The following is a 23620-nucleotide window of genomic DNA, read 5'->3' on the forward strand; positions in this document are numbered from 1 at the left end:
CATTTGTCGCTACGAGCGACCACCCGCCGAGAGGCGCTTGTGGGACGTCGACGCGAGTCGTGACGCTGCCGCGTTGGAGCGCTTGCGAGCGCGAATGCGCGAGGCCGCGCGTCCGGCGACTCAGCGCCGCCAGGTTTAGTGACCTGGCGGCGTTTGTGTTTTCCGGCCCGGCTCGCCGCCTTGTTGGCCGGTCCTGGCGGGCTCGCGCGATAGCCTCGTGCGCATGGGGCGATTCGGTGGGTTCCTCGTTGGGTTCGCTGTGTTATCGCTGGTCGCGGGCAATGTATTCGCCGGTAGCGCGCAGGCGGCGCCCAGTCGTGCGTCCGCCGAGGCACGATGCACGCCGCAATCGGGACGCGAGTTCGCGCGGGCGAAGCCAGAGCAGGTCGGTCTGGATGCCGAGTTGGTCGCCGACGCGCTGACCTTCGCCGCCACCCGAAATCGGTTGAATGTGCAGGTGTTCCGGCACAACTGCCTGATCGGCGAGGGACCGACGAACGCACAGACCGGGAACGTGGCGTGGAACATCTGGAGCTCCACCAAGAGCGTGGTCTCGCTGCTCGCCGGGATCGCCTGGGATCACGGCAAACTCGACATTTCCGCACCCATCGATCGGTACCTGCCGAGGGAACTCGGTGACGCCGAGCATCGCTCGATCACCGTGGAAAACCTGCTCACCGAGTCCTCTGGACTGGCGGTCGGCGCGCTCACCGAGGGCATCACCGGGGTCGTCCCGATCGATCCGAACAGCGCGGTGCAGGCACTGGGGATGCCGCTGGATCACCCGCCCGGCACGACATTCAGCTACAGCCAGCGCAATGTGGATCTGCTCAGCTATGTCCTCGAATTGGCGGTCGGTGAACCGTTGCAGCAATTCGCGCAACGCGAACTGTTCGATCCCCTCGGCATCCAACGCGGCGACTACTACTGGGCGCGCGATCGCTCCGGGCATACCTACGGCTACGCACATCTGATGATCCCGCCCAACGATTTCGCCAAACTCGGCTTACTCGTCAGCAACGACGGACATTGGGGCACAAAGCAACTCGTCTCGTCCCGCTATCTGCGGCTCGCGCTTCGACCGTCCTCGGCCAACGAATGCTACGGATATCTTTTCTGGCTGGGCCCCGGCTGCGCGGCCCCGCTCTATAACGTGCCCGACGATGTGTTCATGATGGACGGACTCGGCATGCAGAACGTTTTCGGCATTCCGAGCCTCGACCTCACCGTGGTCTGGACCGGATTCTTCGGCAATCGCAGCAGCAAGGGCTTGACCGGCACCCTGCAGAACCAGGCCGAACTGCCGTACGAGTTCTTCCGCAAACTGTTCGCGGCATTTCACGACCGGCCCATGCCCGACCTCGGCCCGTTTGTCGAGCCGCCAGTGCGATTGGACCCGAGAACGTATGTCGACCCGGACATTCTGCTCGCGGTGTTCGGCATCGGCCCCGACGCGTACCCGGGCTGCAATATTTTCTCCTGCCTGGACTACCCGCTTGCCCCGCCGTTTTGGGATACCGCGCCGGGTTGCGCGATCCTCGCCTGCCTCGGCCCCGACGCCCCGGGTATCCGGTGAATTTCGGGCGCAGCATAACTCGCCATTCGCCCGTCGCCGCCGAGTTCGCGCGATAGCCTCGTGCGCATGGGGCGATTCGGTGGGTTCCTCGTTGGGTTCGCTGCGTTATCGCTGGTCGCCGGGAATGTATTCACCGGCAGCGGACCGGTATCCGCCGAGCCGATGCGTTGCGCGGTGCAATCCGGCCGTGCGTTCACGCGCGCCACGCCCGAGCAGGTCGGCCTCGACAGCGCGCGGGTCGCGGACGCGCTGACCTTCGCCGCCACCCGGAATCGGTTGAATGTGCAGGTGTTCCGGCACAATTGCCTGATCGGCGAGGGACCGACGAACGCACAGACCGGGAACGTGGCGTGGAACATCTGGAGCTCCACCAAGAGCGTGGTCTCGCTGCTCGCCGGGATCGCCTGGGATCACGGCAAACTCGACATTTCCGCACCCATAGATCGGTACCTGCCCCCGGCACTCGGTGACGCCGAGCATCGCTCGATCACCGTCGAGAATCTGCTCACCGAGTCATCAGGGATGAAGGTCGGCGTGTTGACCGAGGGCGCCACCGGTGTCGTTCCGATCGATCCGAACAGCGCGGTGCAGGCTCTCGGTGTGCCGCTGGACAATCCGCCGGGCACGGTATTCAGCTATAGCCAGCGCAATGTGGATCTGCTCAGCTATGTCCTCGAATTGGCGGTCGGTGAACCGTTGCAGCAATTCGCGCAGCGCGAGCTGTTCGATCCGCTCGGCATCCAACGCGGCGACTACTACTGGGCGCGCGACCGCTCCGGGCATACCTACGGCTACGCACATCTGATGATCCCGCCCAACGATTTCGCCAAGCTCGGACTCCTCGTCAGCAACGACGGGCATTGGGGGACACAGCAACTCGTCTCCGCGCAGTATCTGCGACAGGCGCGCCATCCCTCCGCGGCCAACAAGTGCTACGGCTATCTGTTCTGGCTCGGGCCAGGGTGCGCGGAATTGGCGAGCAACCTGCCGTCCGACGTGTACATGATGTCGGGGCTCGGCATGCAGAACGTCTTCGTGCTGCCGAGTCTGGACCTGACGGTGGTGTGGACCGGATTCTTCGGCAATGTCAGTCAGTACGGCGTGACCGGGACCATTCAGAACACCGCGGAACTACCGTACGAGTTCTTCCGCAGGCTGTTCGCGTCGTTCCATGAGCGATCCATCCCCGACCCCGGGCCGTATGTGGAACCGCCGGTGCGACTGAACCCCAGTCAGTTCGTCGACCTGAACTTCGTGCTCGCGGTATTCGGCGCCGGGCCGTTCGCCTATCCGGGCTGTAATGTCTTGTCCTGCTTGAATTTCCCATTGGCGCCGCCCTTCGCGGATGCCGCGCCCGGATGCGCGATCTTCGCCTGCCTCGGCCTCGGTGCCCCCGGCATCCGCTGAATCACACACCGAGAAAGGGCAGCTCGCCGTCCTTGGCGCCGTGCGCGCGGAAGTGGTCCGGGGAGACGACGATGAACAGCGCGTCCGCCTCGGCGATCAGCTGGCCGTCGAGTTCGAGCCGCGCGTAGATGTGCAGTTTGCGGGCGCCCTCGCGACGATCCACGTGCGCGGACACCGTCATCGGGCGATGCAGCGGCGCGGGTTTGACGTAGTTCACCGTGAGTTTGGCGGTCACCGCGGGAATCCCGCCGCGGGTCGGCACGCTCCCCGAGGCCTCGTCCAGGACCGCCGCGACCACCCCGCCGTGCGCGAGACCCGGTGCGCCCTGATGCCTCTCGTCGAAGGTGCAGTCGCCGACGATGCGGCCGTCCACGAGCTTCGTCAGCATGGCCACTCCGGCGCGATTGGCCGGCCCGCAGCCGAAACAGTTCTCGCCATGCGCGGAGTCCGCGCCGTCCGGTGCCTGGCCCTCGGCAAGTCCGGTCATGCGCACCCCTCAATCAGGAATCAACTGTGTCCCGATTGAAGCTACGGCATGATCGGCCAGCGATCGCACCGGCCGATTCGTGGTGGCGTGATAGGTACGCGCTCCTGCGACAAGACCAGCGGCCGGTCATCCGCTACGGTTCAACCGATTTACCGCGTTGTCGTTAGGAGCCGAAGCGTGACCGACCGCGTAGCACCCACCCCCGAGGAAGAGAGCTTCAGCGCCCATCGGATGGGGGCATTCGCCGACGCGGTTCTCGCGATCGCGATCACCCTGCTGGTCATCGAGATCAAACGGCCGGAGGGCGAGGACCTGGCCAGCCCGCACGCCCTCGCCGAATTCCTCTGGCACGAGAAGGCGTCGTTCGTCGCATTCGTGCTGGCGTTCTTCCTGCTGTGGTCGGTGTGGCGCAGGCACCACATCCTCATCGACGAGGTCGACCGGCTGGACCGGGCGACCGCGGCCGCGCACGCACCGCTGCTGCTGTTCGCCGCCTTCCTGCCGTTCCCCACCGCGGTCTTCGGGCACGCGCCCGACAACAAGCTCGCCGACTGCCTGTTCGCCGCGACCGCCGCGGCGCTGTTCGGCTGCGAAGGTGTCGTGAAGGAGTTCGCTTGGCGGCGCGCGATATTGCGGCCCGGGGTGGATCCGTTGAAAATCCGGGTCAGCGCCAACGCGTCCGCCTCGGTCACCTTCGTCTTCGCCCTGACGGCCGGGCTGGTGTGGGTCACGCCGTACATCTGGTACATCTGGTTCTTCGTTCCGCTGGCCGCCGCGTTCGGCGGAAATCTGCTCGAACGCGTGCGTCCTGACGCCAGCGCGCGTGTGCGCGAGCGCCGGGCCGGGCAGCCGCAGGCGTAGCCCGGACGCTCGCGGGCGGTCAGCCGATCGGGGTGAGCCAGCCGTGCAGGTCGTCGGTGCGCAGCGCGGCGGCATGCCGCTTGCGCAGGGCCTGCGAGATCGGGCCCGCTTGCCCTTCGGCGACCGTGCGGCCGTCGACCTCGAAGACCGGGGCGGCGCCCGCGGAGGTGCCGGTGACGAAGACCTCGTCGGCGATGTAGAGCTCGGTCAGGTCGACGGCGCGCTCCTGGACCGGGATGCCGTCCTCGGCCGCCAGCGTGAGGATGGTTCTGCGGTTGATGCCGTCGAGGATGTCGCAGGACACGTCGGGGGTGATCAGCGTGCCGTTACGGACCAGGAAGATGTTGGCCGCGCTGAGCTCGCAGACGTGGCCGCTACCGTCGAGGAAAACGCAGTCGTCGTAGCCACTGTCGATCGCGTCCTGCTTGGCCAACACCGAATTCACATACGCGCCGTTGACTTTCGCGCGAGACGGAATCGCGTTGTCCGGAATGCGCCGCCACGGACTGGATTTCAGCCGCATGCCATCTTGCGGGACGATCGGCACCGCGTCGTAGACGAACATGCTGACCTGAATCGCACAGCCACGCACCCGGGTGCCCGGGATCGACTCGACGACATGCACTGTGGCACGGACGAATACATCATCGACCGGCGCGTTCCGACCGACGAGCTCGACTACCGCCGCATAGAACCGCGGGTAGTCCCATTCCACCGCGAACCGATCGATCCCGATGATCTTGCACGACTCCTCGAGCCGCCGAAAGTGATCATCCAGCCGGAATGCGGTACGCGCCGCCCCCGCCACATGAACCGGAAAAACGGTGTACACGCTGAGCCCGTACAACACCGCCGACGACGCGACCCCAACCGTAGCCGCCTCGGCCGCAACGATCCGGTCACCTAGATACACATGGGGATGGGGGTTTGCCATCGCCGGAGGCTAACAGCCGCGCGGACGACAGGGCGACCGCATTTCCAGCCGGTCCGCCATGGAGACGGTGGCCTACGCTCGATCGTGTGACTCAGGGACAGCGGGGTGGGCGGGGGGTGCAGGGGGCTGAGCGGCGGGAGGCGATACTCGAGGCTGCTCGGGAGGTGATTGCGGAGCGGGGGTATCGGGGAGCTTCGCTTGGGGCGGTCGCGGAGCGGGTTGGGCTTACTCAGCCCGGGGTGTTGCATTATTTTCCGAGTAAGGAACACCTGCTGGTCGCAGTGTTGGCGGCTCGGGATCGGTGGGATACGGCGGCGTTTCTGGCTGGCGAGTCGGATAGTTGGCGGCTGTCGCATCTGGAGCAGTTGGTGGAATACAACGCGACGCGACCTGGCGTTGTGCAGACGTTCGCGGCGTTGGCCGGGGAGAGTGTGACGGGTGGGCACCCGGCTCGAGAGTACTTCGTCGAACGGTACGCGCAGGCCAGGGCGGGACTGGCGGGGATGCTGCGGGCGGAATTCGGGGATCGGTTGGCGGGTGGGCGGACGCCGGAGCAGGTGGCACCGCTGCTGATCGCGGTGTTGGACGGGTTGCAGACGCAGTGGTTGCTCGATCCGGAGGCTGTCGATATGGGGGCGGCGTTCCGGGACTTCGTCGCGCTGCTCGGTCCCGGTGAGGACCCTGCCTGATAGCCCAGGATTTTATAACGAGCCGGTAACGACACCTACTATTGATTAGGTGAGCTTGGCGGTACCTGTGGACGCCCGCTGCCCGCACTCACGGGTTGTCAACGACATCCCGCCCATCCCGTCCGCAACGACCTTGGCAGACAAAGGAGTTCATCATGAGTCCAGCCGACATAGCCCGTGAGGAAGCCGTGACGGCGGCTCTCGGGAAGCTCGATCTCTCGGCCAAAGCCGGGTTGTTGATGGGGCAGGACATGTGGTCGTTGCCCGCACTGCCGGAGATCGGATTGCGGTCGCTGGTGCTGTCCGACGGCCCGATCGGGGTGCGCGGGGTGCGCTGGACCGCCGATGATCCGTCCATCGCGCTGCCGTCGCCGACGGCGCTTGCCGCGACCTGGGATCCGGAACTGGCCAGGCGGGCCGGTCGGCTGCTCGCGCAGGAGGCGCGGCGCAAAGGCGTGCACGTGGTGCTCGCGCCAACGGTCAACCTGCATCGATCTCCCTTGGGCGGAAGGCATTTCGAGAGTTACTCGGAGGATCCGCATCTGACGGGTCGCATCGGGACCGGCTATGTGCGCGGCGTGCAGGATGGCGGGATCGGCACCACCGTAAAGCATTTCGTCGCCAATGACGCCGAGACCGAACGCTTCACCGTGAACAATGTCGTCTCCGCCCGCGCGCTGCGCGAGCTGTATCTTGCACCGTTCGAGGCGATGGTCCGCGATGCCGGGCCGTGGGGCGTGATGGCCGCGTACAACCAGGTCAACGGCACGACGATGACCGAGCACGGCGAGCTGTTGAACGACACATTGCGCGGGGAATGGGGCTTCGACGGCATCGTCGTCTCGGACTGGATGGCGGCCAGATCGACGGTCGCGGCGATCACCGCGGGGCTGGATGTCGCGATGCCGGGTCCGCGCGGCGTGTACGGGGACGCGCTGGTCGCGGCGGTGCGCAACGGCGAAGTGGACGAGTCCGTGGTCGACGCGGCGGTGCGCAATGTGCTGCGGCTCGCGGCGCGCGTCGGGCTGTTGGAAGGCGCGGAGCCCGCGGTCGACACACCACCAGCAGAGCTCGACGGGGTGGCATTGGCGCGGGAGATCGCTTCTCGCGCTTTCGTTCTGGTGCGCAACGAAACGGTCGGGCAGCGCCCAGCCCTTCCCATCGACAAAGCTCGGCCGAAGGTCGCGCTGATCGGACTGGCCGCCAGGGATGCCCGTATCCTCGGCGGCGGCTCGGCCACCGTCTTCCCCGAGACCGTGGTGTCTCCGCTCGACGGACTGACCGTCGCGCTTCCGGAGGGCGCACTGACCTACGCGATCGGTGCCGCCCCAAGCGACGTCCTCGGCGCCGCGGACCGCGGATTCGATTTACACGCCCGCGTTTTCGACGCCGACGGCACCCTGCTCGGGGAAAGCTCGCTACCCAACGGCATGGTCAACTGGCTTGGCGAACTGCCCGACGGCATCGCCTACGACGCGCTGCACACCGTCGAGGTGCGTGGCACCTTCACCCCCGAGGAAACCGGCGCGCATGTGTTCGGCACCAAGGGAGTCGGTGATTTCCGGCTCGTCGTCGGCGACACCGTACTGTTCGACGGCGCCGAAACACTCACCGGCGCAGACCCGTTCGAAGCGTTCTTCGGCACACCGACGGAACGCGGCACGGTCGAGCTCACGGCGGGGGCGACGGTCGAGGTGACCATGACCCACACGCCGATGAAGTTCGCGGACATGCCCATCCAAGCGATCCTGTTCACCCTCGCGCACAGCGACCCGCGGCGCGACCCGGACGAGCTGATCGCCGAGGCCGTTGCGGCGGCGCGGGCGGCCGACGTCGCGGTGGTCGTGGTCGCCACCACCGAACAGGTCGAGTCCGAGGGTTTCGATCGCACCAGCCTGAAGCTGCCGGGCCGCCAGGACGAATTGGTCAGCCGGGTGGTCGCGGCCAACCCGAACACCGTCGTGGTCGTGAATGCCGGATCACCGGTCGAAATGCCTTGGCGGAACGCGGTGCCCGCGATCCTGTTGAGCTGGTTCCCCGGCCAGCAGGGCGGCGCGGCCCTCGCCGAGGTACTGCTCGGTGACACGGAGCCCGGCGGTCGTCTGCCCACCACCTGGCCCGCCGCTCTGGAAGACTGCCCGGTCTCGGAGGTCACCCCTACCGACGGCGAACTCGTCTACCGGGAAGACCTGTTCATCGGTTATCGCGCATGGGAGCGGGCGGGCACCACTCCGGCCTACCCGTTCGGGCACGGATCCGGTTACACCACATGGGCTTACGAGTCGATCACCAACCAAGACAGCACGGTGACGGTCCGGCTGCGCAACACCGGTACCCGCCGCGGCGGCGAGGTCGTGCAGGTTTACCTTGCGCCCGTGGCCGATTCGGCGCACCGCCCCGCTCGCTGGCTGGCCGGTTTCGCCCGCGTCGAAGCCGATCCCGGTGAACTGGTCGAAGCCGAGATCCGCATCCCGGACCGGGCATTCGAGATCTGGGACGACGGCGCGTGGCGAAAAGTGCCCGGCTCGTACGAGATCCAGGCCGGGCATTCGATCGCCGATCGCCGCCTGACGGCCGAGTACGCGACCGAGTAAACGACTGCGGCCGTGGATCCGGTAGGGATCCACGGCCGCGATGTCCGTTCAGCGTACTCAGCGATTGCTGAGCAGCACCTCGGCGATCTGAATCGTGTTGAGGGCGGCACCCTTTCGCAGGTTATCGCCCGAGATGAAGAGGGCAAGACCGCGACCGTCGGGAACACCCGGATCCTGGCGGATGCGGCCGACCAGCGATTCGTCGGCACCGGCCGCCTGCAGCGGGGTCGGCACGTCGACGAGCTTGACGCCGGGGGCCTTGGCCAGGATCTCCTTTGCCTGTTCGACCGAAAGCGGCTGGTCGAACTCGGCGTTCACCGACAGCGAGTGGCCGGTGAACACCGGGACACGCACGCAAGTTCCACTCACCAGCAGGTCGGGCAGGCCGAGAATCTTGCGACTCTCGTTGCGCAGCTTCTGGTCCTCGTCGGTCTCACCGGAGCCGTCGTCGACCAGCGAACCGGCCAGCGGCAGCACATTGAACGCGATGGGCGCGACGTACTTGTTCGGCGCGGGGAAGTCAACGGCGCTGCCGTCGTGCGTCAGCTTCTCGATGTCGTCGATCACCGCGCGCGCTTGCGTCGCAAGCTCTTCCACCCCGGCCAGACCACTACCGGACACCGCCTGGTAGCTGGACACGATGAGGCGGCGCAGGCCGGCGAGGTCGTGCAGCGGCTTCAGCACCGGCATGGCGGCCATGGTGGTGCAGTTGGGGTTGGCGATGATGCCCTTGGCCAGATTGCGGGTCTGCTCGGGGTTGACCTCGCTGACCACCAGCGGGACGTCGGGGTCCTTGCGGAAGGCCGACGAGTTGTCGATCACCGTGACACCCGCCGCGGCGAAGCGCGGGGCCTGCACCCTGGACATGGTGGCGCCGGCCGAGAACAGCGCGATGTCCAGGCCGGCCGGATCGGCGAGCTCGGTGTCCTCCACGACGATCTCGCCGCCACGCCACGGCAGCGTCTTCCCGGCCGACCGCGACGAGGCGAAGAACCGCACCTCGTCGGCCGGAAAGTTGCGCTCCTCCAGCAGCTTTCGCATCACGGCGCCGACCTGTCCGGTCGCGCCGACCACACCTACTCGAACACCCATGGTTTAACGTCCTGTTCCCGCGTGCACCACGGCGACCTCGTCGCCGCCGAGATTGAAGGCCCGGTGCAGCACCTGGACGGCCTCGTCCAGCTCGGTATCCCGGACCAGCACCGAGATCCGGATCTCGGAGGTGGAGATCAGATCGATGTTCACGCCCGCGTCGGCCAGCGCCTCACAGAACGTGGCGGTGACGCCCGGGTGGCTCTTCATCCCCGCGCCGACCAGCGACACCTTGCCGATGTGGTCGTCGTAGAGCACCTGCGCGAAGCCGATCTCGTCCTGCTGTTTGGTCAGCATCTCGACGGCTCGCGCGCCGTCGGTCTTGGGCAGGGTGAAGGTGATGTCGGTCTTGCCGGTATCGATCTTGGAGACGTTCTGCAGCACCATGTCGATATTGATCTCGGCATCGGCGACCGCGCGGAACACCTTGGCGGCGTAGCCGGGCACGTCGGGCAGCCCGACCACGGTGACCTTGGCCTCGCTGCGGTCGTGCGCGACGCCCGTGAGGATTGCTTGCTCCAAGGGGATGTCCTCCATCGATCCGTAAACGTAGGTGCCGGGCTTGTCGGTATAGGACGAGCGAACATGCACGGGCACGTTGTACCGGCGCGCGTATTCGACGCAGCGCAGCATCAGCACCTTCGCGCCGCAGGCCGCGAGTTCCAGCATCTCCTCGTAGGAGACCTGCTCGAGCCGCTGCGCGTCCGGCACGATCCGCGGGTCGGCGGTGAAGACGCCGTCCACGTCGGTGTAGATCTCGCAGACGTCGGCCTCGAGCGCCGCGGCCAGCGCCACCGCGGTGGTGTCGGAGCCGCCGCGGCCGAGCGTGGTGACGTCCTTGCTGTCCTGGCTGACGCCTTGGAACCCGGCGACCAGCACGATCTGCCCGTCGTCCAGGGCCTGGCGCAGGCGGCCCGGGGTGACGTCGATGATCTTGGCGTTGCCGTGCGCGCCGGTGGTGATGACGCCGGCCTGCGAGCCGGTGAACGAGCGGGCCTCGGCGCCGAGCGAGTGAATGGCCATCGCGACCAGCGCGTTCGAGATGCGCTCACCCGAGGTGAGCAGCATGTCCATTTCCCTCGCCGGTGGCGCGGGCGCCACCTGCTGGGCGAGGTCGAGCAGTTCGTCGGTGGTATCGCCCATGGCCGAGCAGACGACCACCACGTCGTGGCCTGCCTTCTTGGTCTCGACGATCCGTTCAGCGACGCGCCGGATGCGCTCGGCGGTGGCCACCGAGGATCCTCCGTACTTCTGAACAACGAGAGCCACGACAGGGTCCTCCAAGATCGACTACCAGCTGCTAACAGGCACCAAGCGTACCGGCCGTGGTCCAGCGGATTCCGGCTACCTCCTCAGCCGACCGGCGCGGCCGAGCTGCTTCGCTGGTCGGACTGGCGTTCGAACAGCACGTCGATGGCGGCTTCGTCACTGACGCAGTGATGAGGCCAGGCGCTGGTCAGCGGTTAGCCAGGCAACAACTGATTTCGCGAGCACATGGGTAACTCGTCAGGTATGGGCTAGCGAAACCCGATAAGCCACTGCCGGCCGCCGACATCACTGTTATCGCGCCTAAATCTGGCCTGAATACGCGGAGAGGCGGGACAGTGGAGTGATGAAGAGCACGGTATTAGCGGTGACCACGGGACGGACCGAGGTTGTGCAGGACATCACCGGCCAGTGCGCGTCGTTCGTGCGCGAGGCGTCCGGCGGCGGTGACGGGTTACTCAACCTGTTCGTGCCGCACGCGACGGCCGGTGTCGCGGTCATGGAGCTCGGTGCGCGCAGCGACGACGACCTGCTCGCGGCCCTGCGCGAGTTGCTGCCCGCCGACGATCGGTGGCGGCACGCACACGGGTCGCGCGGGCACGGACGCTCGCATGTGATGCCCGCGCTGATCGCGCCCTACGCAACGATTCCGGTCATCGATGGCGCAATGGCCTTGGGGACCTGGCAGTCCGTCGCACTGGTGGATCTCAATATCGACAACCCCGATCGGCAGGTGCGGTTGTCGTTCCTCGGTGACTAGCCGTCCGCGGGAACGGGTAGCCGGGCGAGTTCGGTGCGGTTGGCGACGCCGAGCTTGGCGTAGACGTGGGCCAGGTGGGTTTTCACGGTGCCGCGACTGATGAACAGGCGCGCGGCGATCGCCGGATTGGACAGGCCGTCGACGGCGAGAGCGACGACGGACCGTTCCATCGGGGTCAGGCTCGCCCAGCCGGAAGCCGGGCGGTTGCGTTTGCCGCGCGCTTTGGTGGCGTAGTCGATGGCCTGGGCGATGCCCATGGATCGGCCGCGTTGCAGGTGGTTGGCCAGATCCTGTGCTGCGACCCGGGAACCCAGCAGTGTGCGGGCGATGTCCACCGGCCGTCCTGGTGCCGACCCGGTGTCGGCGCGGGCGCGATCGGCGGCGCCGAGCAGCACGGCGGCCGACTCGGGGGTGCCGCGCCGGGCGAGCACCACCGCGAGCGCCTCGAGGCTTGCCACGCAACCGAGTACGAGCTCGCGGTCTGTCCGGATGCTCAGTGCCTCATGATGCAGGCGCAGTGCCTGCTCGATATCGCTGTCGTGCAATAGGAATGCTTGCTGGTCGAGTACGTCGGCGTGCACCGATGGGAGGGTCCGGAGCATCGGTTCGGCCGCCAAGGCGTCGAGAAGTGCTGCCGCCGCGTCGGATTCACCGATCTCCCGCAATGCGGCGGCAAGGACCGCCCTGGTCCATGGCGTCAACGGTCCATCGGCGGCTTCGCCGGGTGTGCGGCCTTCTTTGCGGCACCACACGATGGCCGCAGCGGGGTGTCCCTCGGCCAGTGCGAGCATGCCGTGCACGCGCTCCCAGCCCGGCACGAACGGCGAAGCTTCGCCGTCGAGCAAACGGTCGATCGGCGCGAGCGCCGCGGACGCATCATCGAAACGGCCCTGACACACTCGTATTTCGGCGAGGGCCGCGCGCGCCGAGCCCATGTGGTGAAAGTCGTGCAGCGGTTGGGCGGTGGCGACAGCCTGCTCGGCGAGTTCGGCGGCGCGCGGCAGATCGCCGGACCGGGCTGTCGCGGTGGCGAGCCAGGTGAGCGCGAAGCAGGCAAAGCCGCGATCATTGCGCTTACCCATGCCGACGAGGGCCTGGTCGAGTTGCGCGATGGCGTTGCGGTATTCGTCGCGGAACAGGTGGATCAGTCCGAGCAACGCTTGGGTCGAGTCGGCGACGAAACCGTCGCCGGCGTGCAGTGCGTCCTGGTGCAATACCTCGGCGTCGGCGTATGCCCGATCCAGGTCGATGCCGAGCTGCTCGACCGCGCACAACGAGCGGGCCAGTCTGCCCACCGCGTCCGCGCCCAGCTCGGCGGCCAATACCGCTGCGGCACGGGCCGATTCGTAGCCGACGAAACCATACACAGCCGTGTCGCACACCAGCGCCAAACCGGCAAGCACGCGCGCCTGCAGCTCGTCGCGCGCCCCCTCGCCTCGGTCGACGGCCAACCGCAGCACTCGCACGCCCTCGACGCCACGTGGTTCGAGGTACCAGAACCACGCCATCGCGGCGGCGAGCGCGCGTCCGCCGGACGGATCGTCGCGGCGCAATCCCCAATCGATGGCGGCGCGAATATTGGCCAACTCCACCGTGATTCGTGCCCGCCAGGCATCCTGGTCGGTGTTGCGCAACGGTTCGGCCTGCTCGACCAAGGCGAGATACACCGCGAGGTGGCGATCGCGCAGCCGCTCGGTTTCCGCGGCTTCGGCCAGCCGCAGCAATGCGTAATCCCGTACTACGCCCAGCATTCGATAGCGCGCCACCGCGCCGGTGGTATCCGCTGTCACCAACGACTTGTCGATCAACCCGCGCAATGTTCGCAACACGCGACCAGGTGGCGCAGCCAGCTCGGCCACCACATCGGCGGAAAAGCCCGGCTCGAACACCCCGAGCCTGCGGAACAGCACCCGCTCGTCGCCGTCGAGCAGCTCATGACTCCAGCGCATCGACTCGGCGAGCGTCCGCTGCCGGAACGGCGCGGTCCTGGCACCGCCATCGAGCACCGCGTACGGCTCGTGCAGCGAGTCCGCGAGCTGGGTCAGCGACAATGTGCCCGCCCAACCCGCGGCGAGTTCGAGGGCCAGCGGCAACCGATCGAGGCGGTCACAAACCTGGCGGGCCGCGGTGTGGCCCTGTGGTGTCGGCTCCCCCGCGTCCGCCCGGTCGAGGAACAGCGTCAACGCGTCCGCCAGCCCGAGCGCGGGCACCCGGCGCACCTGTTCACCGCCGACCCCGAGCGGCGCGCGGCTGGTCGCGAGCACACCGAGTCGTGGACACCGCTCGAGCAGGCCGGCGACCAGCGCCGCGACACCGTCGCCGAGCTGCTCGCAATTGTCGAGTACCAGCAGAGTTTCGCGGTCGGCGAGCCCGCGGGCCACGGTCGCGACGGGATCCGCACCGCCGGGTAGCAGCACATCGATGGCCGCGGCGACTCGCTGCACGACCGCCGCGTCGTCGCGTTCGTCCTCCAGCGCGACCCACCGGACACCATCCGGCCAGTCCTCGGACACGGTGCGCGCGACCCGAAGCGCGAGCCGCGTCTTCCCGCACCCGCCGGGCCCGACCAGGGTGACGACCTTGCCCGGTGCGACGGCGGCACCGATCGCCGCCAGTTCCTCGGTGCGGCCGATGAACGAGGACAGCTCGGTGGGTAGCGCGTCGGTGGAGTCTGGCATCGCGTCAGCAGTCTGACATGCCGGGCCCGCGCGGACGACCGATATCCAGCTCGGCCACCTCGGCCACCACATATCGGCCAGGTGGCAGATGTTCCGGAGCCGCCGCGACGGAAGCATCTATCTCAACGACGCAGACAGCGTCACAGACGAGAAGGAAACATCATGACGAACACAGGAAACCGCCGGGTCGTTGCCAACATATCGCTCTCGCTGGACGGCCGTACCAACGGTCCGGGCGGCGACTACGACATGAGCTGGATCGTGCCGCACGCCGTCAGCGACACCGCCCGTGACCGGATGGTCCAGATGACCGAGGCGGCCACCACCGCGCTGCTCGGCCGCAAGAACTACCAGGGTTTCGGCGGTTATTGGCCGACCGTCGCGGTCGACGCGAACGCCGACCCGCGCGACCGGGCCTTCGGGCAGTGGCTCGACGACGTCGAGAAGGTGGTCTTCTCCACCACCCTCACCGAGGCACCGTGGCAGCACTCGCGGATCGCGGACGCCGACCCGGTGGCGACCGTCAAGCACCTGCGCGAGCAGGACGGCGGCGACATCGTCGTGCTGGCCAGCAGCAGCGTGATCAAGGCGCTGCTCGCGGCCGACGAGGTCGATCGGATCCTTATCACCCAATGCCCCGAGATCGCAGGCGGCGGCGCCCGCCTTTTCGAGGACGGCCTCGCGGCGTCGAGTTGGTCGCTGACCGACCTGTCCACCACCGAGTCCGGCGCGCTGTACCTGATCTATGACCGGATCCGCGGCGAATGATCTGCCCCGGCGGCGGCCGTAGCGAAAGCTGATCGGCCGTCGCCATTGCCGGGTCAGGCTCGGGTGAACCAGCTGGTCTGATTGCCGTTGCTGAATTCCTTGCGATCGGTCGGCGTGAACAGCGTCGGCCGGAACTCGCCGTCGAAGGCGGGGATGCCGGTGCCTGCGACGACCGGGTAGCTCTTGATCACCAGCTCATCGATCTCACCGAGCAGTGCGGCGGCCAGCTTTCCGCCGCCGGCCAACCAGATATCCAGGCCCGCTTCCTGTTTGAGCTGCCGCACCAGGGCCACCGGGTCACGCTCGATCAGTTGCACGGCAGGGTCATCGATTCGGCCGAGCGTGCTCGAAACCACGTACTGCCGCATATGGCCGTACGGGCTGGTCAGCCCGGCCGCGAGGGCAGGCACGTAGGTGCCCCGGCCCATGACCAATGTGTCGAACTTCTGATTCGGCGCATCCGCCGCGATGCCGAAATGCGGCCGCACATGGGTGGGTAGCGTTTCCGGGTAATCCCGCGCGAGCCACGCCGTGAAGTCATCGGGTAGCGGATAGAAGCCGATATCCCCATCGGGGCCGGCGATGTAACCGTCGAGCGACATCCCGACGAAATAGACGAGTTTTCGCATAGCAGAACCTCTTTCGAAATGTGCCGGTCAGGCGCGGGTGAACCAGGTGACCTGCGCGCCGTTACCGAATTCTTTGCGTCGGACCGGCACGAAACGGGTCGGCCGGAACTCACCGGCGAAGACGGAGACGCCGCCGCCCGCGACAACGGGGTAGCTTTTGATGATCATCTCGTCGATCTCACCGAGCAGCTGGGCGGCGAGATTGCCGCCGCCGCAGAGCCAGATATCTTTGCCCTCTTCCTTTTTGAGCCGCCGCACCACACCGAGCGGGTCGGCGTCGACCAATTCGACGGCTGGCTCATCGATCCGGCCGAGCGTGCTGGACACCACGTACTGCCGTAGGTGTGCGTACGGACTGGGGAAGCCGGCGAACAAACCTGGCTCATAGGAGCCGCGGCCCATCAGCACCGTGTCGAAGTGCTTGTTCGGCGTGTCCAGCGCCATCCCGATGTGCGGCCGGAATTCCGTCGGGACGAACTCCGGGTACTCCGCGTTGATCGAGGCGCCCATCTCGTCGTCGGCGGGGTAGAAGTCGTATTCACCGCCCGGACCTGCGATGTATCCGTCGAGAGACACGGCAACGTAGTAGACAAGCTTTCGCAATCCGATACCGCCTAAGCTGTTGTACTCTGCATGTAGTGGTTTGAAGATAGTACTACAGATGGAGTGGTGTCAAGTGCGGACTAATCCTGAGCGCCGACAGGCGCTGCTCGACGCGGCGATCGAGGTCCTGGCCAGGGACGGAGCGCGTGGACTCACCTTCCGCGCGGTGGACAAGGAGGCCGCGGTGCCGACCGGAACCGCGTCGAACTACTTCGCCAACCGCGACGACCTACTGACCCAGGCGGGCAGTCGCTTCTACGAGCGGCTGGCGCCGAGCGCGGCCACCATGACCCAGCTTGCGGACGGCCCGAAGACCCGTGCGCACGTCACGAAGCTGATGAAGGACATCGTCGAGCGCATCGAGGCGTTCCGCACCGGCTACCTCGCGCTGCTCGAGTTGCGCCTCGAGGCGACTCGGCGACCGGAACTGCGCGCCGTGCTGACCGAACGGGTGCGCGCCGACATGGAGTTCAACGTGCGCAACCACCTCGATGCCGGACTGCCCGGCGACGAAAAGTCCGTCCAGCTGCTCTATTTGGCATTGAACTGGCTGATCGTCGACCGCCTCACGCTGCCAGGCGTGTTCACCGAAGCACAGAGCCAGGAGCTGATCGAGGCCGCCGTCGATCGCGTCGTCGGCGCCTGAAACCGCGCGGTCTCCATCGCCGAATCCTTGTGACCCGCGTCACCGATATTCGATAATGAGTCGATGATGGCGAATGTCGGAGACCGACTGCTCGTACACGGACACGTTGTGGGCCAGGGTGATCGCCAAGGGGAGATCATCGAAGTGCGCGGGCCCGAAGGCGCACCGCCCTACCTCGTGCGTTATGCCGACGGGCGCGAGTCGCTGGTGTATCCCGGGCCCGACGCGATTGTCGAACCGGCCACCTGACGCCTGGACTTGTCACAAATCTTCCGCGCGGAACTTGTTCAGCTACTTCCGATGTCCACTTTTGGACACATAAGGCCATGTCGGCAGCGCCCGTGGACTATCGGCCGCGCCGACGAGGTTGACGGAACAGATAACCGATAGAGAGAATCGGGCGCAGTTGTCCATCGGGGGTCGGAAGGTTTTACATGCGCACGAGAACCGATATTCGATTCGTCGTCGACGCCGATTCCGCGCAAGTGATGGATGCGCTGGCCGCTGTCGAAATGCTCCCGGAATGGTCGCCGGGATATCGCGACGCCCGAGTCGCCACCCGTGATGACGCGGGAAGGCCGATCCGGGTTTTCGTCAAGACCGAACTGCTCGGCAGTTCGGATATGCAAGTGCTGGAATACGATTGGACCGACAACCGGTCATCGTGGCAGGTCACCGACAGTACCCGGAGCGCGAAGGGCGGCGGCTGGTTCGAGGTCACCGGCGGCGCGGAGGGCACCGACGTCTGGTTCCACGCGGAGGACTACCTACCCATCCCGGTGCCCGGGCTACTACTCAAGCGCACCGTGCGCAAGCAGCACGAGATCGCGGTGCAGAATTTCATCGAGTTCGCCGAGTCGTTTCCGGAACCGGAAACCATCAAGCCGTATAGCTATAACGAATAACAAACGGTAGGCGCACGCTCATAGCGAAATCGGGCGACGCGCAGCCGAGCAAACACGCGCCGGCCCGATCGGGGTGCGACGATGTGCACCATGATCGGTTCCAAACGGGTTCGGCTCACGCCGGTGGCCGAAGGCGCGTCGGTGACGCAACTCGAGCTGTTCTTCGACCTGGTGCTCGTCTTCGCGTTCACCATGGTCACCGACCTGGCGGCGGAAGAGACCAGCGCGAAGAACATGCTGCGCGCGTTTCTCGTGCTCGCCCTGATGTGGTGGTTGTGGATCGCTTACTCCTGGCTCGGCAATGTGATTCGCGCCGACGAGGGCTTCGCCAGGGTCGCGATGTTCGTCGCGATGGGCGGCGCGTTCCTGGCCGCGCTCACCATTCCCGAGGCGTTCCATGACCTGGCAGGCGGCTGGTATGGCCCGCTGGTTTTCGCGATCGCCTATCTCGTGGTGCGGCTGGTGCACGTGGTGATGTTCTGGCTGGCGAGCACCGAGGACGCGCAGTTGCGCAACCAGGTGCTGCGCTGGTCCATCGGCTCGATCACCATCGGCACCACGCTGCTGGTGATCGCCGCGATGACCTCCGGCGCGGTGCAGATCGGGTTGTGGATCGCCGCCATCGCCGGCGACTACCTGTGGACCCTGCTCGCGGGCACCGACTGGCGGTTGAATTCGGCGACTCATTTCGCCGAACGGTACGGCCTGATCATCATTGTGGCGCTCGGCGAATCGATCGTTTCGATCGGCATCGGCGTAGCGGGACTGCCTATATCGTGGCCGATCGCGGTGGGCGCACTGCTCGGACTCGCGGTATCCGGACTGCTCTGGTGGACGTATTTCGATGTCGCGGCGTTGTCGATCGAACACGAGTTGAAGCACGCCGACGGCGCCAGGCAGATCAAGATCGCGCGGGGTGCCTACACCTTTTGGCATTTCCCGATGATCGTCGGAATCATCGGGCTCTCACTGGGATTGAAAAAAGTCCTCTACTATGTCGGCGACGCTTCCCATCACACGCTGAAAGACGCGCTGTACGGAATTCCGTTGTTCGCGTTGTACGGCGGAGTTGTGCTGTATCTGATCGCCTTGGTCGGCGCGAAACACTATGCGACAGGACAGATCAGCGCGCCACGAGTGGTCATCATCGTCGCCTTGCTCGCGCTGATCCCGCTGGCCGCCGCGCTGCCCGCCTTGGCGTCACTGGCGATCCTGTGCGCGGTGCTCGGCATCCTGATCGTCTGGGAAACAATCCAATTCGCCCAGCCGCGGGACGAGATCAGGCACGGGGTATCCGACTGAGGTGATGGCGCACGCTGTGTTCGGGCGGCGTCGGGCCGTACGCGGACGGCGGCACCCGGACATCGTTGCGCACCGCGTGCCGGATCTGATCGATGTTCTCCCGCAACACATCCGAGACCAGCTCGTCGGTGCGCGGGTCCTCGAGCACCTGGAACAGGATGCGGAACGTGGTGTCGGCGATCAGCCGGATGATGTCGTCGTGGAACGGGATGTAGCGCACCCGGCCTGCCTGCGGGTCCTTCTTGATCAGCTCCAGGATCATCTCGTCCATCTCGGCGCGGTTCTCCTGTAGCGCCGCCGCGATATTGCGGGTGTAGTGGCCGGTGCGCATCACCGACGCGACCTCGTCCATCACCGCGATGGTCATCGGCCGCTTGATCGTGTCCACGATGGTCATGACGAACCGGTTGACCACCGCGGCGGTGATCCGGTCGCCGAACACGCGGTCGGCGACGCGACCGAGCCGGACGGCGATCACCACGATCCGCAGCAGCCGGAAACCGCGGAAGAACGGGCTGGTCACCGGGATCATGCCGAGGACCTCGTACCAGTAGACGAACGGGAACGTCCACGGCCAGCCCGCCCGGCGCCAGCGCCACAGGAACTCGACGGCGAACACGCCACATATCGTCCAGTCGACGATCACGATCGCGTGATGGGTGTGCGCGGACACGTCGAAGAAGGTGATCCAGACGACCAGCGCCACCGAAACGATGGCCAGCGCCAACATGAAGAAGTCGGTCCATAGCGCGGGCGGCTTACGCGGGTAATCGCCCTCCGGAAGTTCCTCGCTGACCGGGGTATTACGCGCAGCTGTCACTGGATGTCCCTTCAACGCCGAACGGTCGTGCCGACACTAGTCGGCACGACCGCGCTTCGGCCGAACGCTACTTTCCGGAGCGGATGATGGCCTCGATATTGCGCTCCGCGAGCGCGGCGATGGTGAGCGACGGGTTGACCGTGCCGGTGCTGCCCGGAATGGCCGCGCCGTCCATCACATACAGACCGGGATGGCCGTGCACCCGGCCGTAGCCGTCGGTCGCCTTGCCGAGCACCGCGCCGCCCAGCGGATGCGCGGTGAACAACGCGTTCGCGTCGTAGCCGAGGGCGCCGTATTCGAGCACCGCGTCGGCTCGTTCGGCGATCCGGTGATCGACCGCTCGGGCCGCGGCCACCATGTCGTCGCGGTTCTGGCTCGGCCACGACAGACCGACCCGGTTGGCGGCCGCGTCGTAGCCGAACCGCGCGCGGGCCGGGTCGAGGACCATGCCGAGCGAGGCGAGCGCGCCCGTCTCGAACGGAATGCCTGGGATGTACCAGCTTTCCAGGCTGAGCGGCAGGCCCGACTCGTCGAAGATCCGGCTCGCGCTCGGCACGCCCTGGCCGAACCCGGCCAGCGCGCTCGCGCCACGGCCGAGCACCACGTCGCCGTTGGTCCCCCAGCCGTCGCCGATGTGCTCGTTGAGGTTGGGCAGTGCCCCCGTCGCCTGCGCGCGCACCAGCAGCTCCGAGGTGCCGACCGAGCCCGCGCCGAGGAAGAGCTGATCGCAGGTGAGGGTGCGGGTGCCGAGCACCTCGCCGGTCGGGGCCAGCTTGGTCACCCGGACCGAGAACCGCCCGCCCGGCTCCTGGGCGATCGACTCCACCTGATGACCGGGGAAGATCCCGGACCGGCCGGTGCCCTCGGCGTACTTCAGATAGTTCTGATTGAGGTCGAACTTGGCGCCGTTGGAATTGCCGAGGTTGCTGCGGGCTGCGGTGGCCGACGCCCGGCTGGCGCCGTTGAGCTCGGCGCGCAGGATGTCCCAGTTGAAGATCGAGTCATTGGGCATCGGCTGGTAGCCGGCCTTGCGCACCTGGTCGTCCCAGGCCCTGGAGTGCGCGAACGGCTTGGCGCCGTAGATGTCGCCCGGCATCGAGCTCAGCCGCAGCATCTCCCGCACCCGCGGGTAGTAGACGCGGTCCAGCTCGCCGTACTCGACCGTGCCGCCGAAGAGGTGGTCGAAGAAGCGGCGCTCGGGGGCGACCATGGCGCCGGTGAAGATCACCGATCCGCCGCCGACCGCCGCCGCGCGCCACACATCGATGCCGGGATAGTTGGTGCAGTCGAGGACGCCGCCGAAGCTGACGAACGTCATCGGCACCTTGCTGACGCCGGTGAAGTTGGTGCGATGCCAGAAGCCGCGTCCGTCCGGCAGGTCGTCGCCGGTGAAGATCTCCCGCCATGGATCGTTGGGCCAGCGCGACCCACGCTCGAGCACCGTATTGGCGATACCCGCCTCGGCCAGCCGCAACGCGGTGACCGCGGCGCCGAAACCGGAGCCGATCACGATCGCGGGCGTGTGCTCGGGTGGGTCGGGTAGCGGGGCGAAGATTTCCGGAACCCACGACTGGAACAGCAGGTTCCACACCGGATCGGCCGACGCCGGTCCGGCCGCCCGCAACGTTCCCGCGGCAGCACCGAACAGCGCGGCCGTACCCGCCGCTTTGAAGAAGGCGCGTCTACGCACCCAGCCACCTCCCTCATCACGCATGGCCGAGCGCAGATTACCGGTATTCCGCCTAGCTGAACAGTCGTTGCCTGACCGTCATCCGTTGTCTCCCTTCCATTGTCCCGGCCGACGGCGGCCCGCCGGTCGCGAGCAGCGGGAACGGAAGCGTGACGAACAGACCACGCCGACGCCCGCGGCAGGTGGACAAAAGGGGTCGGCCGGTCATTCCGCGAACGGTGCCCGATCGGCTTTGCAGGTCGCGCCGGGCGCGGGGAGCTGCTGGTCGATGAGGTAGCGCTCCTGCAAGCGGCGGGTGCAGTCGCCGGTGAGGTCGTGCCCGTAGCCGCCCTCGACAACGACGAGTCGCGCGTTGACCAATGCCTGCTGTGCCTTGCGCGCCGCGGTCAGCGGCGTGGCCGGATCGAAGCGATTGTTGAACAGCAGCGCCGGCACGTCCGAACGCAGGATCCACGGACCGGCGTAGCGCTGCGGGTAGCCGCCCTGCGGCGACGGCCACGAGGCGCACGACTGCCGAAGGTACAACCAGAACGCACCGAAGACAGAACCGTCGGCGCTCAATTCCTTTGCTATCGCAGGCCATTGCTCCGGCTCGCGCGGAAAAGTGTTGTCCGCGCAGGAGATCGCGTTGAACGAGTCGAGGAAGCCGGGCGGCACCGCGTTCGCGTCGAGGATGGCGCGCACCACATCGGGGTTGCCCGCGGGGCCGCGCTCGACTTCGGCGAGCAGCTGAGCCAGTGCGGGCCAGTCCTTGGGGTCGTACAGCATCAGCGTGTGCGGCGAGATGACGTCGGTATAGCTGACCGAACGGGCGCGCTCCCCTTCGCCGACCAGCACCGGCCCTTGCCGGAGCCGGTCAAGCAATGCGGTGTCGCGGGCGCGTAAATCCTCACCGCCGCTTGCCTTTTGGTCGCTACGAATCTGCCCGATCGGATCCGCCGGCGGCTTGCCCTGGCCGGCGAACGCGCAGCGCGACTGGCCCGCCTGGGCGCACAGCCGGAAGAATTCCGACAGCACCTCGTCGGTGCCCGTCGCCGCGGCATCGACCTCGGCGCGGGTGTCGGAGGTGTAGGCGTCCGGGTCGATCATCGAGCTCAGGTTCAGCGCGCGCACCCGATCGCCGAAGACCGCCCCATACACCTCGCCGAGATAGCTTGCGTACGAACCACCTTCGTAGGTCAGCCGCTTGTCACCGACGGCGCGGCGCAGCAGATCCAGGTCGCGGGCGGCGTCGACGGTGGTCAGATGCGGCAGCAGCGCCGCACTGTTCGCCGCGCAGCCCGCCGAAAGATCGCGGCTGAGGCGCGCCTGCGCGGCCTCCTCTTCGGCATTCACCGGCGGAATCCGCACCGCGGCCCAAAATCGTTGCTCCGCATCGGCATCGGCGAAGCAGCGCACCTGCGAGCTGCGCCCGACGCCACGCTGATCGAAGGTCACCACGTCGAAGCGACGGGCGATCTCGCCGGGGAACATCTCGCCGCCGCTCGCCCAATGAATGCCCGAGGCGCCGGGTCCCCCCGCCGGGGAGAAGAGGGTGCCGATGCGGCGCGACTGATCGGTCGCGGGCTGACGAACCAGCGCGAGCCCGAGCGTCGGACCGTCCGGATGCGCGTAGTCGATCGGTACCGTCGCCGTCGCGCACTGCAGCTTGCTCAGGGATTTCTCCTGGCACGGCGCCCAATCCAGCCGCGGGGTCGGCGCGGCATCGGCCTGGGCGACCAGATCGGCCACGGCCTGTTCATGTTTCTTCGGTGTGCCACAACCGCTCAATACCAACGTCGCCGCCAGCGCACCGACGACGACGATCCTCCACCCACGCATATCGAACATCTTGTGCCGCAACGGCACGGCCGTCGTCCACCACAGGGATGACTTGCACCCTGAGTTCTGCGCGCGCGGCGACCCTGAGGGCA

Annotated in this window: 21 protein-coding genes and 1 pseudogene; 12 read left to right on the forward strand and 10 right to left on the reverse strand. The window is 66.9% G+C overall.

The features are described from left to right. The first annotated feature begins 223 nt into the window (after nucleotides 1-223). Together ACIA8C_RS16475 and ACIA8C_RS16480 are read left to right on the forward strand one after the other, a co-directional pair. Nucleotides 224-1576 carry a serine hydrolase domain-containing protein gene (locus tag ACIA8C_RS16475; protein ID WP_397135311.1) on the forward strand — a complete coding sequence of 451 codons (1353 nt, stop codon included), beginning with the start codon at nucleotides 224-226 and terminating at the stop codon, nucleotides 1574-1576. 66 nt (nucleotides 1577-1642) lie between these two features. Beyond that, nucleotides 1643-2983 (forward strand): serine hydrolase domain-containing protein, encoded by a 1341-nt coding sequence (locus tag ACIA8C_RS16480; protein ID WP_397135313.1) that lies wholly within the window; start codon nucleotides 1643-1645, stop codon nucleotides 2981-2983. A gap of 1 nt (nucleotide 2984) precedes the next feature. Here ACIA8C_RS16480 and ACIA8C_RS16485 read toward each other — a convergent pair whose 3' ends face one another. Continuing rightward, nucleotides 2985-3470 (reverse strand): PaaI family thioesterase, encoded by a 486-nt coding sequence (locus tag ACIA8C_RS16485; RefSeq protein ID WP_397135315.1) that lies wholly within the window; start codon nucleotides 3468-3470, stop codon nucleotides 2985-2987. 177 nt (nucleotides 3471-3647) lie between these two features. Here ACIA8C_RS16485 and ACIA8C_RS16490 point away from each other — a divergent pair, with 177 nt between their 5' ends. After that, entirely contained in the window at nucleotides 3648-4331 is a 684-nt protein-coding gene (locus ACIA8C_RS16490; RefSeq protein WP_397135316.1) for a TMEM175 family protein, read from the forward strand. 19 nt (nucleotides 4332-4350) lie between these two features. On the opposite strand, the gene ACIA8C_RS16495 is transcribed toward ACIA8C_RS16490, so the two are convergent. Beyond that, the gene (locus ACIA8C_RS16495) at nucleotides 4351-5265 is read right to left on the reverse strand and encodes an aminotransferase class IV (RefSeq protein WP_397135318.1); all 915 of its coding nucleotides are present in this window, start codon (nucleotides 5263-5265) and stop codon (nucleotides 4351-4353) included. A 164-nt stretch (nucleotides 5266-5429) separates the two neighbouring features. Here ACIA8C_RS16495 and ACIA8C_RS16500 point away from each other — a divergent pair. From ACIA8C_RS16500 to ACIA8C_RS16510, 3 genes and pseudogenes are all read left to right on the forward strand, one after another. Continuing rightward, nucleotides 5430-5489 (forward strand): annotated as a pseudogene (locus ACIA8C_RS16500) (TetR/AcrR family transcriptional regulator); the annotation flags it as partial. Nucleotides 5490-5504: 15 nt separating this feature from the next. Next, complete coding sequence (locus ACIA8C_RS16505) at nucleotides 5505-5954, forward strand: TetR family transcriptional regulator C-terminal domain-containing protein (RefSeq protein WP_397135693.1); 450 nt, start codon at nucleotides 5505-5507, stop codon at nucleotides 5952-5954. Between the two features lie 155 nt (nucleotides 5955-6109). Then, nucleotides 6110-8548 (forward strand): glycoside hydrolase family 3 protein, encoded by a 2439-nt coding sequence (locus ACIA8C_RS16510; protein ID WP_397135320.1) that lies wholly within the window; start codon nucleotides 6110-6112, stop codon nucleotides 8546-8548. 57 nt (nucleotides 8549-8605) lie between these two features. Here the strand turns inward: ACIA8C_RS16510 and ACIA8C_RS16515 are convergent, their stop codons facing one another. Continuing rightward, nucleotides 8606-9640 (reverse strand): aspartate-semialdehyde dehydrogenase, encoded by a 1035-nt coding sequence (locus ACIA8C_RS16515; RefSeq protein ID WP_397135323.1) that lies wholly within the window; start codon nucleotides 9638-9640, stop codon nucleotides 8606-8608. Between the two features lie 3 nt (nucleotides 9641-9643). Continuing rightward, on the reverse strand, nucleotides 9644-10909 hold the full coding sequence (locus ACIA8C_RS16520) for an aspartate kinase (protein WP_357379849.1): 1266 nt from the start codon (nucleotides 10907-10909) through the stop codon (nucleotides 9644-9646). A gap of 343 nt (nucleotides 10910-11252) precedes the next feature. Here ACIA8C_RS16520 and ACIA8C_RS16525 point away from each other — a divergent pair, with 343 nt between their 5' ends. Next, a complete protein-coding gene (locus ACIA8C_RS16525) occupies nucleotides 11253-11666 on the forward strand; it encodes a secondary thiamine-phosphate synthase enzyme YjbQ (RefSeq protein WP_397135325.1) in 414 nt (137 codons plus the stop codon). On the opposite strand, the gene ACIA8C_RS16530 is transcribed toward ACIA8C_RS16525, so the two are convergent. After that, nucleotides 11663-14344: a LuxR C-terminal-related transcriptional regulator gene (locus ACIA8C_RS16530; RefSeq protein ID WP_397135326.1), complete on the reverse strand. Its 2682-nt coding sequence runs from the start codon at nucleotides 14342-14344 to the stop codon at nucleotides 11663-11665. The two genes, ACIA8C_RS16525 and ACIA8C_RS16530, sit on opposite strands and share 4 nt — an antisense overlap. 162 nt (nucleotides 14345-14506) lie before the next feature. Between ACIA8C_RS16530 and ACIA8C_RS16535 the strand changes: the two genes are divergently transcribed. Next, a complete protein-coding gene (locus ACIA8C_RS16535; protein ID WP_397135327.1) occupies nucleotides 14507-15112 on the forward strand; it encodes a dihydrofolate reductase family protein in 606 nt (201 codons plus the stop codon). Nucleotides 15113-15165: 53 nt separating this feature from the next. On the opposite strand, the gene ACIA8C_RS16540 is transcribed toward ACIA8C_RS16535, so the two are convergent. Next, a complete protein-coding gene (locus tag ACIA8C_RS16540; protein WP_397135329.1) occupies nucleotides 15166-15741 on the reverse strand; it encodes a dihydrofolate reductase family protein in 576 nt (191 codons plus the stop codon). Between the two features lie 27 nt (nucleotides 15742-15768). After that, a complete protein-coding gene (locus tag ACIA8C_RS16545; RefSeq protein ID WP_397135331.1) occupies nucleotides 15769-16344 on the reverse strand; it encodes a dihydrofolate reductase family protein in 576 nt (191 codons plus the stop codon). Between the two features lie 58 nt (nucleotides 16345-16402). Here ACIA8C_RS16545 and ACIA8C_RS16550 point away from each other — a divergent pair, with 58 nt between their 5' ends. From ACIA8C_RS16550 to ACIA8C_RS16565, 4 genes are all read left to right on the forward strand, one after another. Next, nucleotides 16403-16990: a TetR/AcrR family transcriptional regulator gene (locus ACIA8C_RS16550; RefSeq protein ID WP_397135333.1), complete on the forward strand. Its 588-nt coding sequence runs from the start codon at nucleotides 16403-16405 to the stop codon at nucleotides 16988-16990. Nucleotides 16991-17056: 66 nt separating this feature from the next. Then, nucleotides 17057-17239 carry a DUF1918 domain-containing protein gene (locus ACIA8C_RS16555; RefSeq protein ID WP_397135335.1) on the forward strand — a complete coding sequence of 61 codons (183 nt, stop codon included), beginning with the start codon at nucleotides 17057-17059 and terminating at the stop codon, nucleotides 17237-17239. 185 nt (nucleotides 17240-17424) lie between these two features. Then, the gene (locus ACIA8C_RS16560) at nucleotides 17425-17895 is read left to right on the forward strand and encodes an SRPBCC family protein (protein ID WP_397135337.1); all 471 of its coding nucleotides are present in this window, start codon (nucleotides 17425-17427) and stop codon (nucleotides 17893-17895) included. 90 nt (nucleotides 17896-17985) lie between these two features. Next, a complete protein-coding gene (locus ACIA8C_RS16565) occupies nucleotides 17986-19197 on the forward strand; it encodes a low temperature requirement protein A (protein ID WP_397135339.1) in 1212 nt (403 codons plus the stop codon). Here ACIA8C_RS16565 and ACIA8C_RS16570 read toward each other — a convergent pair. From ACIA8C_RS16570 to ACIA8C_RS16580, 3 genes are all read right to left on the reverse strand, one after another. Further along, nucleotides 19175-20017, reverse strand: a complete 843-nt coding sequence (locus ACIA8C_RS16570; protein WP_397135341.1) for an ion transporter — start codon at nucleotides 20015-20017, stop codon at nucleotides 19175-19177. The two genes, ACIA8C_RS16565 and ACIA8C_RS16570, sit on opposite strands and share 23 nt — an antisense overlap. Before the next feature lie 67 nt (nucleotides 20018-20084). Next, nucleotides 20085-21707, reverse strand: a complete 1623-nt coding sequence (locus tag ACIA8C_RS16575; RefSeq protein WP_397135343.1) for a GMC oxidoreductase — start codon at nucleotides 21705-21707, stop codon at nucleotides 20085-20087. 204 nt (nucleotides 21708-21911) lie between these two features. Continuing rightward, nucleotides 21912-23528 (reverse strand): alpha/beta hydrolase, encoded by a 1617-nt coding sequence (locus ACIA8C_RS16580; RefSeq protein WP_397135345.1) that lies wholly within the window; start codon nucleotides 23526-23528, stop codon nucleotides 21912-21914. Nucleotides 23529-23620 lie beyond the last annotated feature (92 nt).

This window comes from Nocardia sp. NPDC051321, from assembly GCF_044455225.1.
In the GTDB taxonomy this organism is placed as follows: domain Bacteria; phylum Actinomycetota; class Actinomycetes; order Mycobacteriales; family Mycobacteriaceae; genus Nocardia.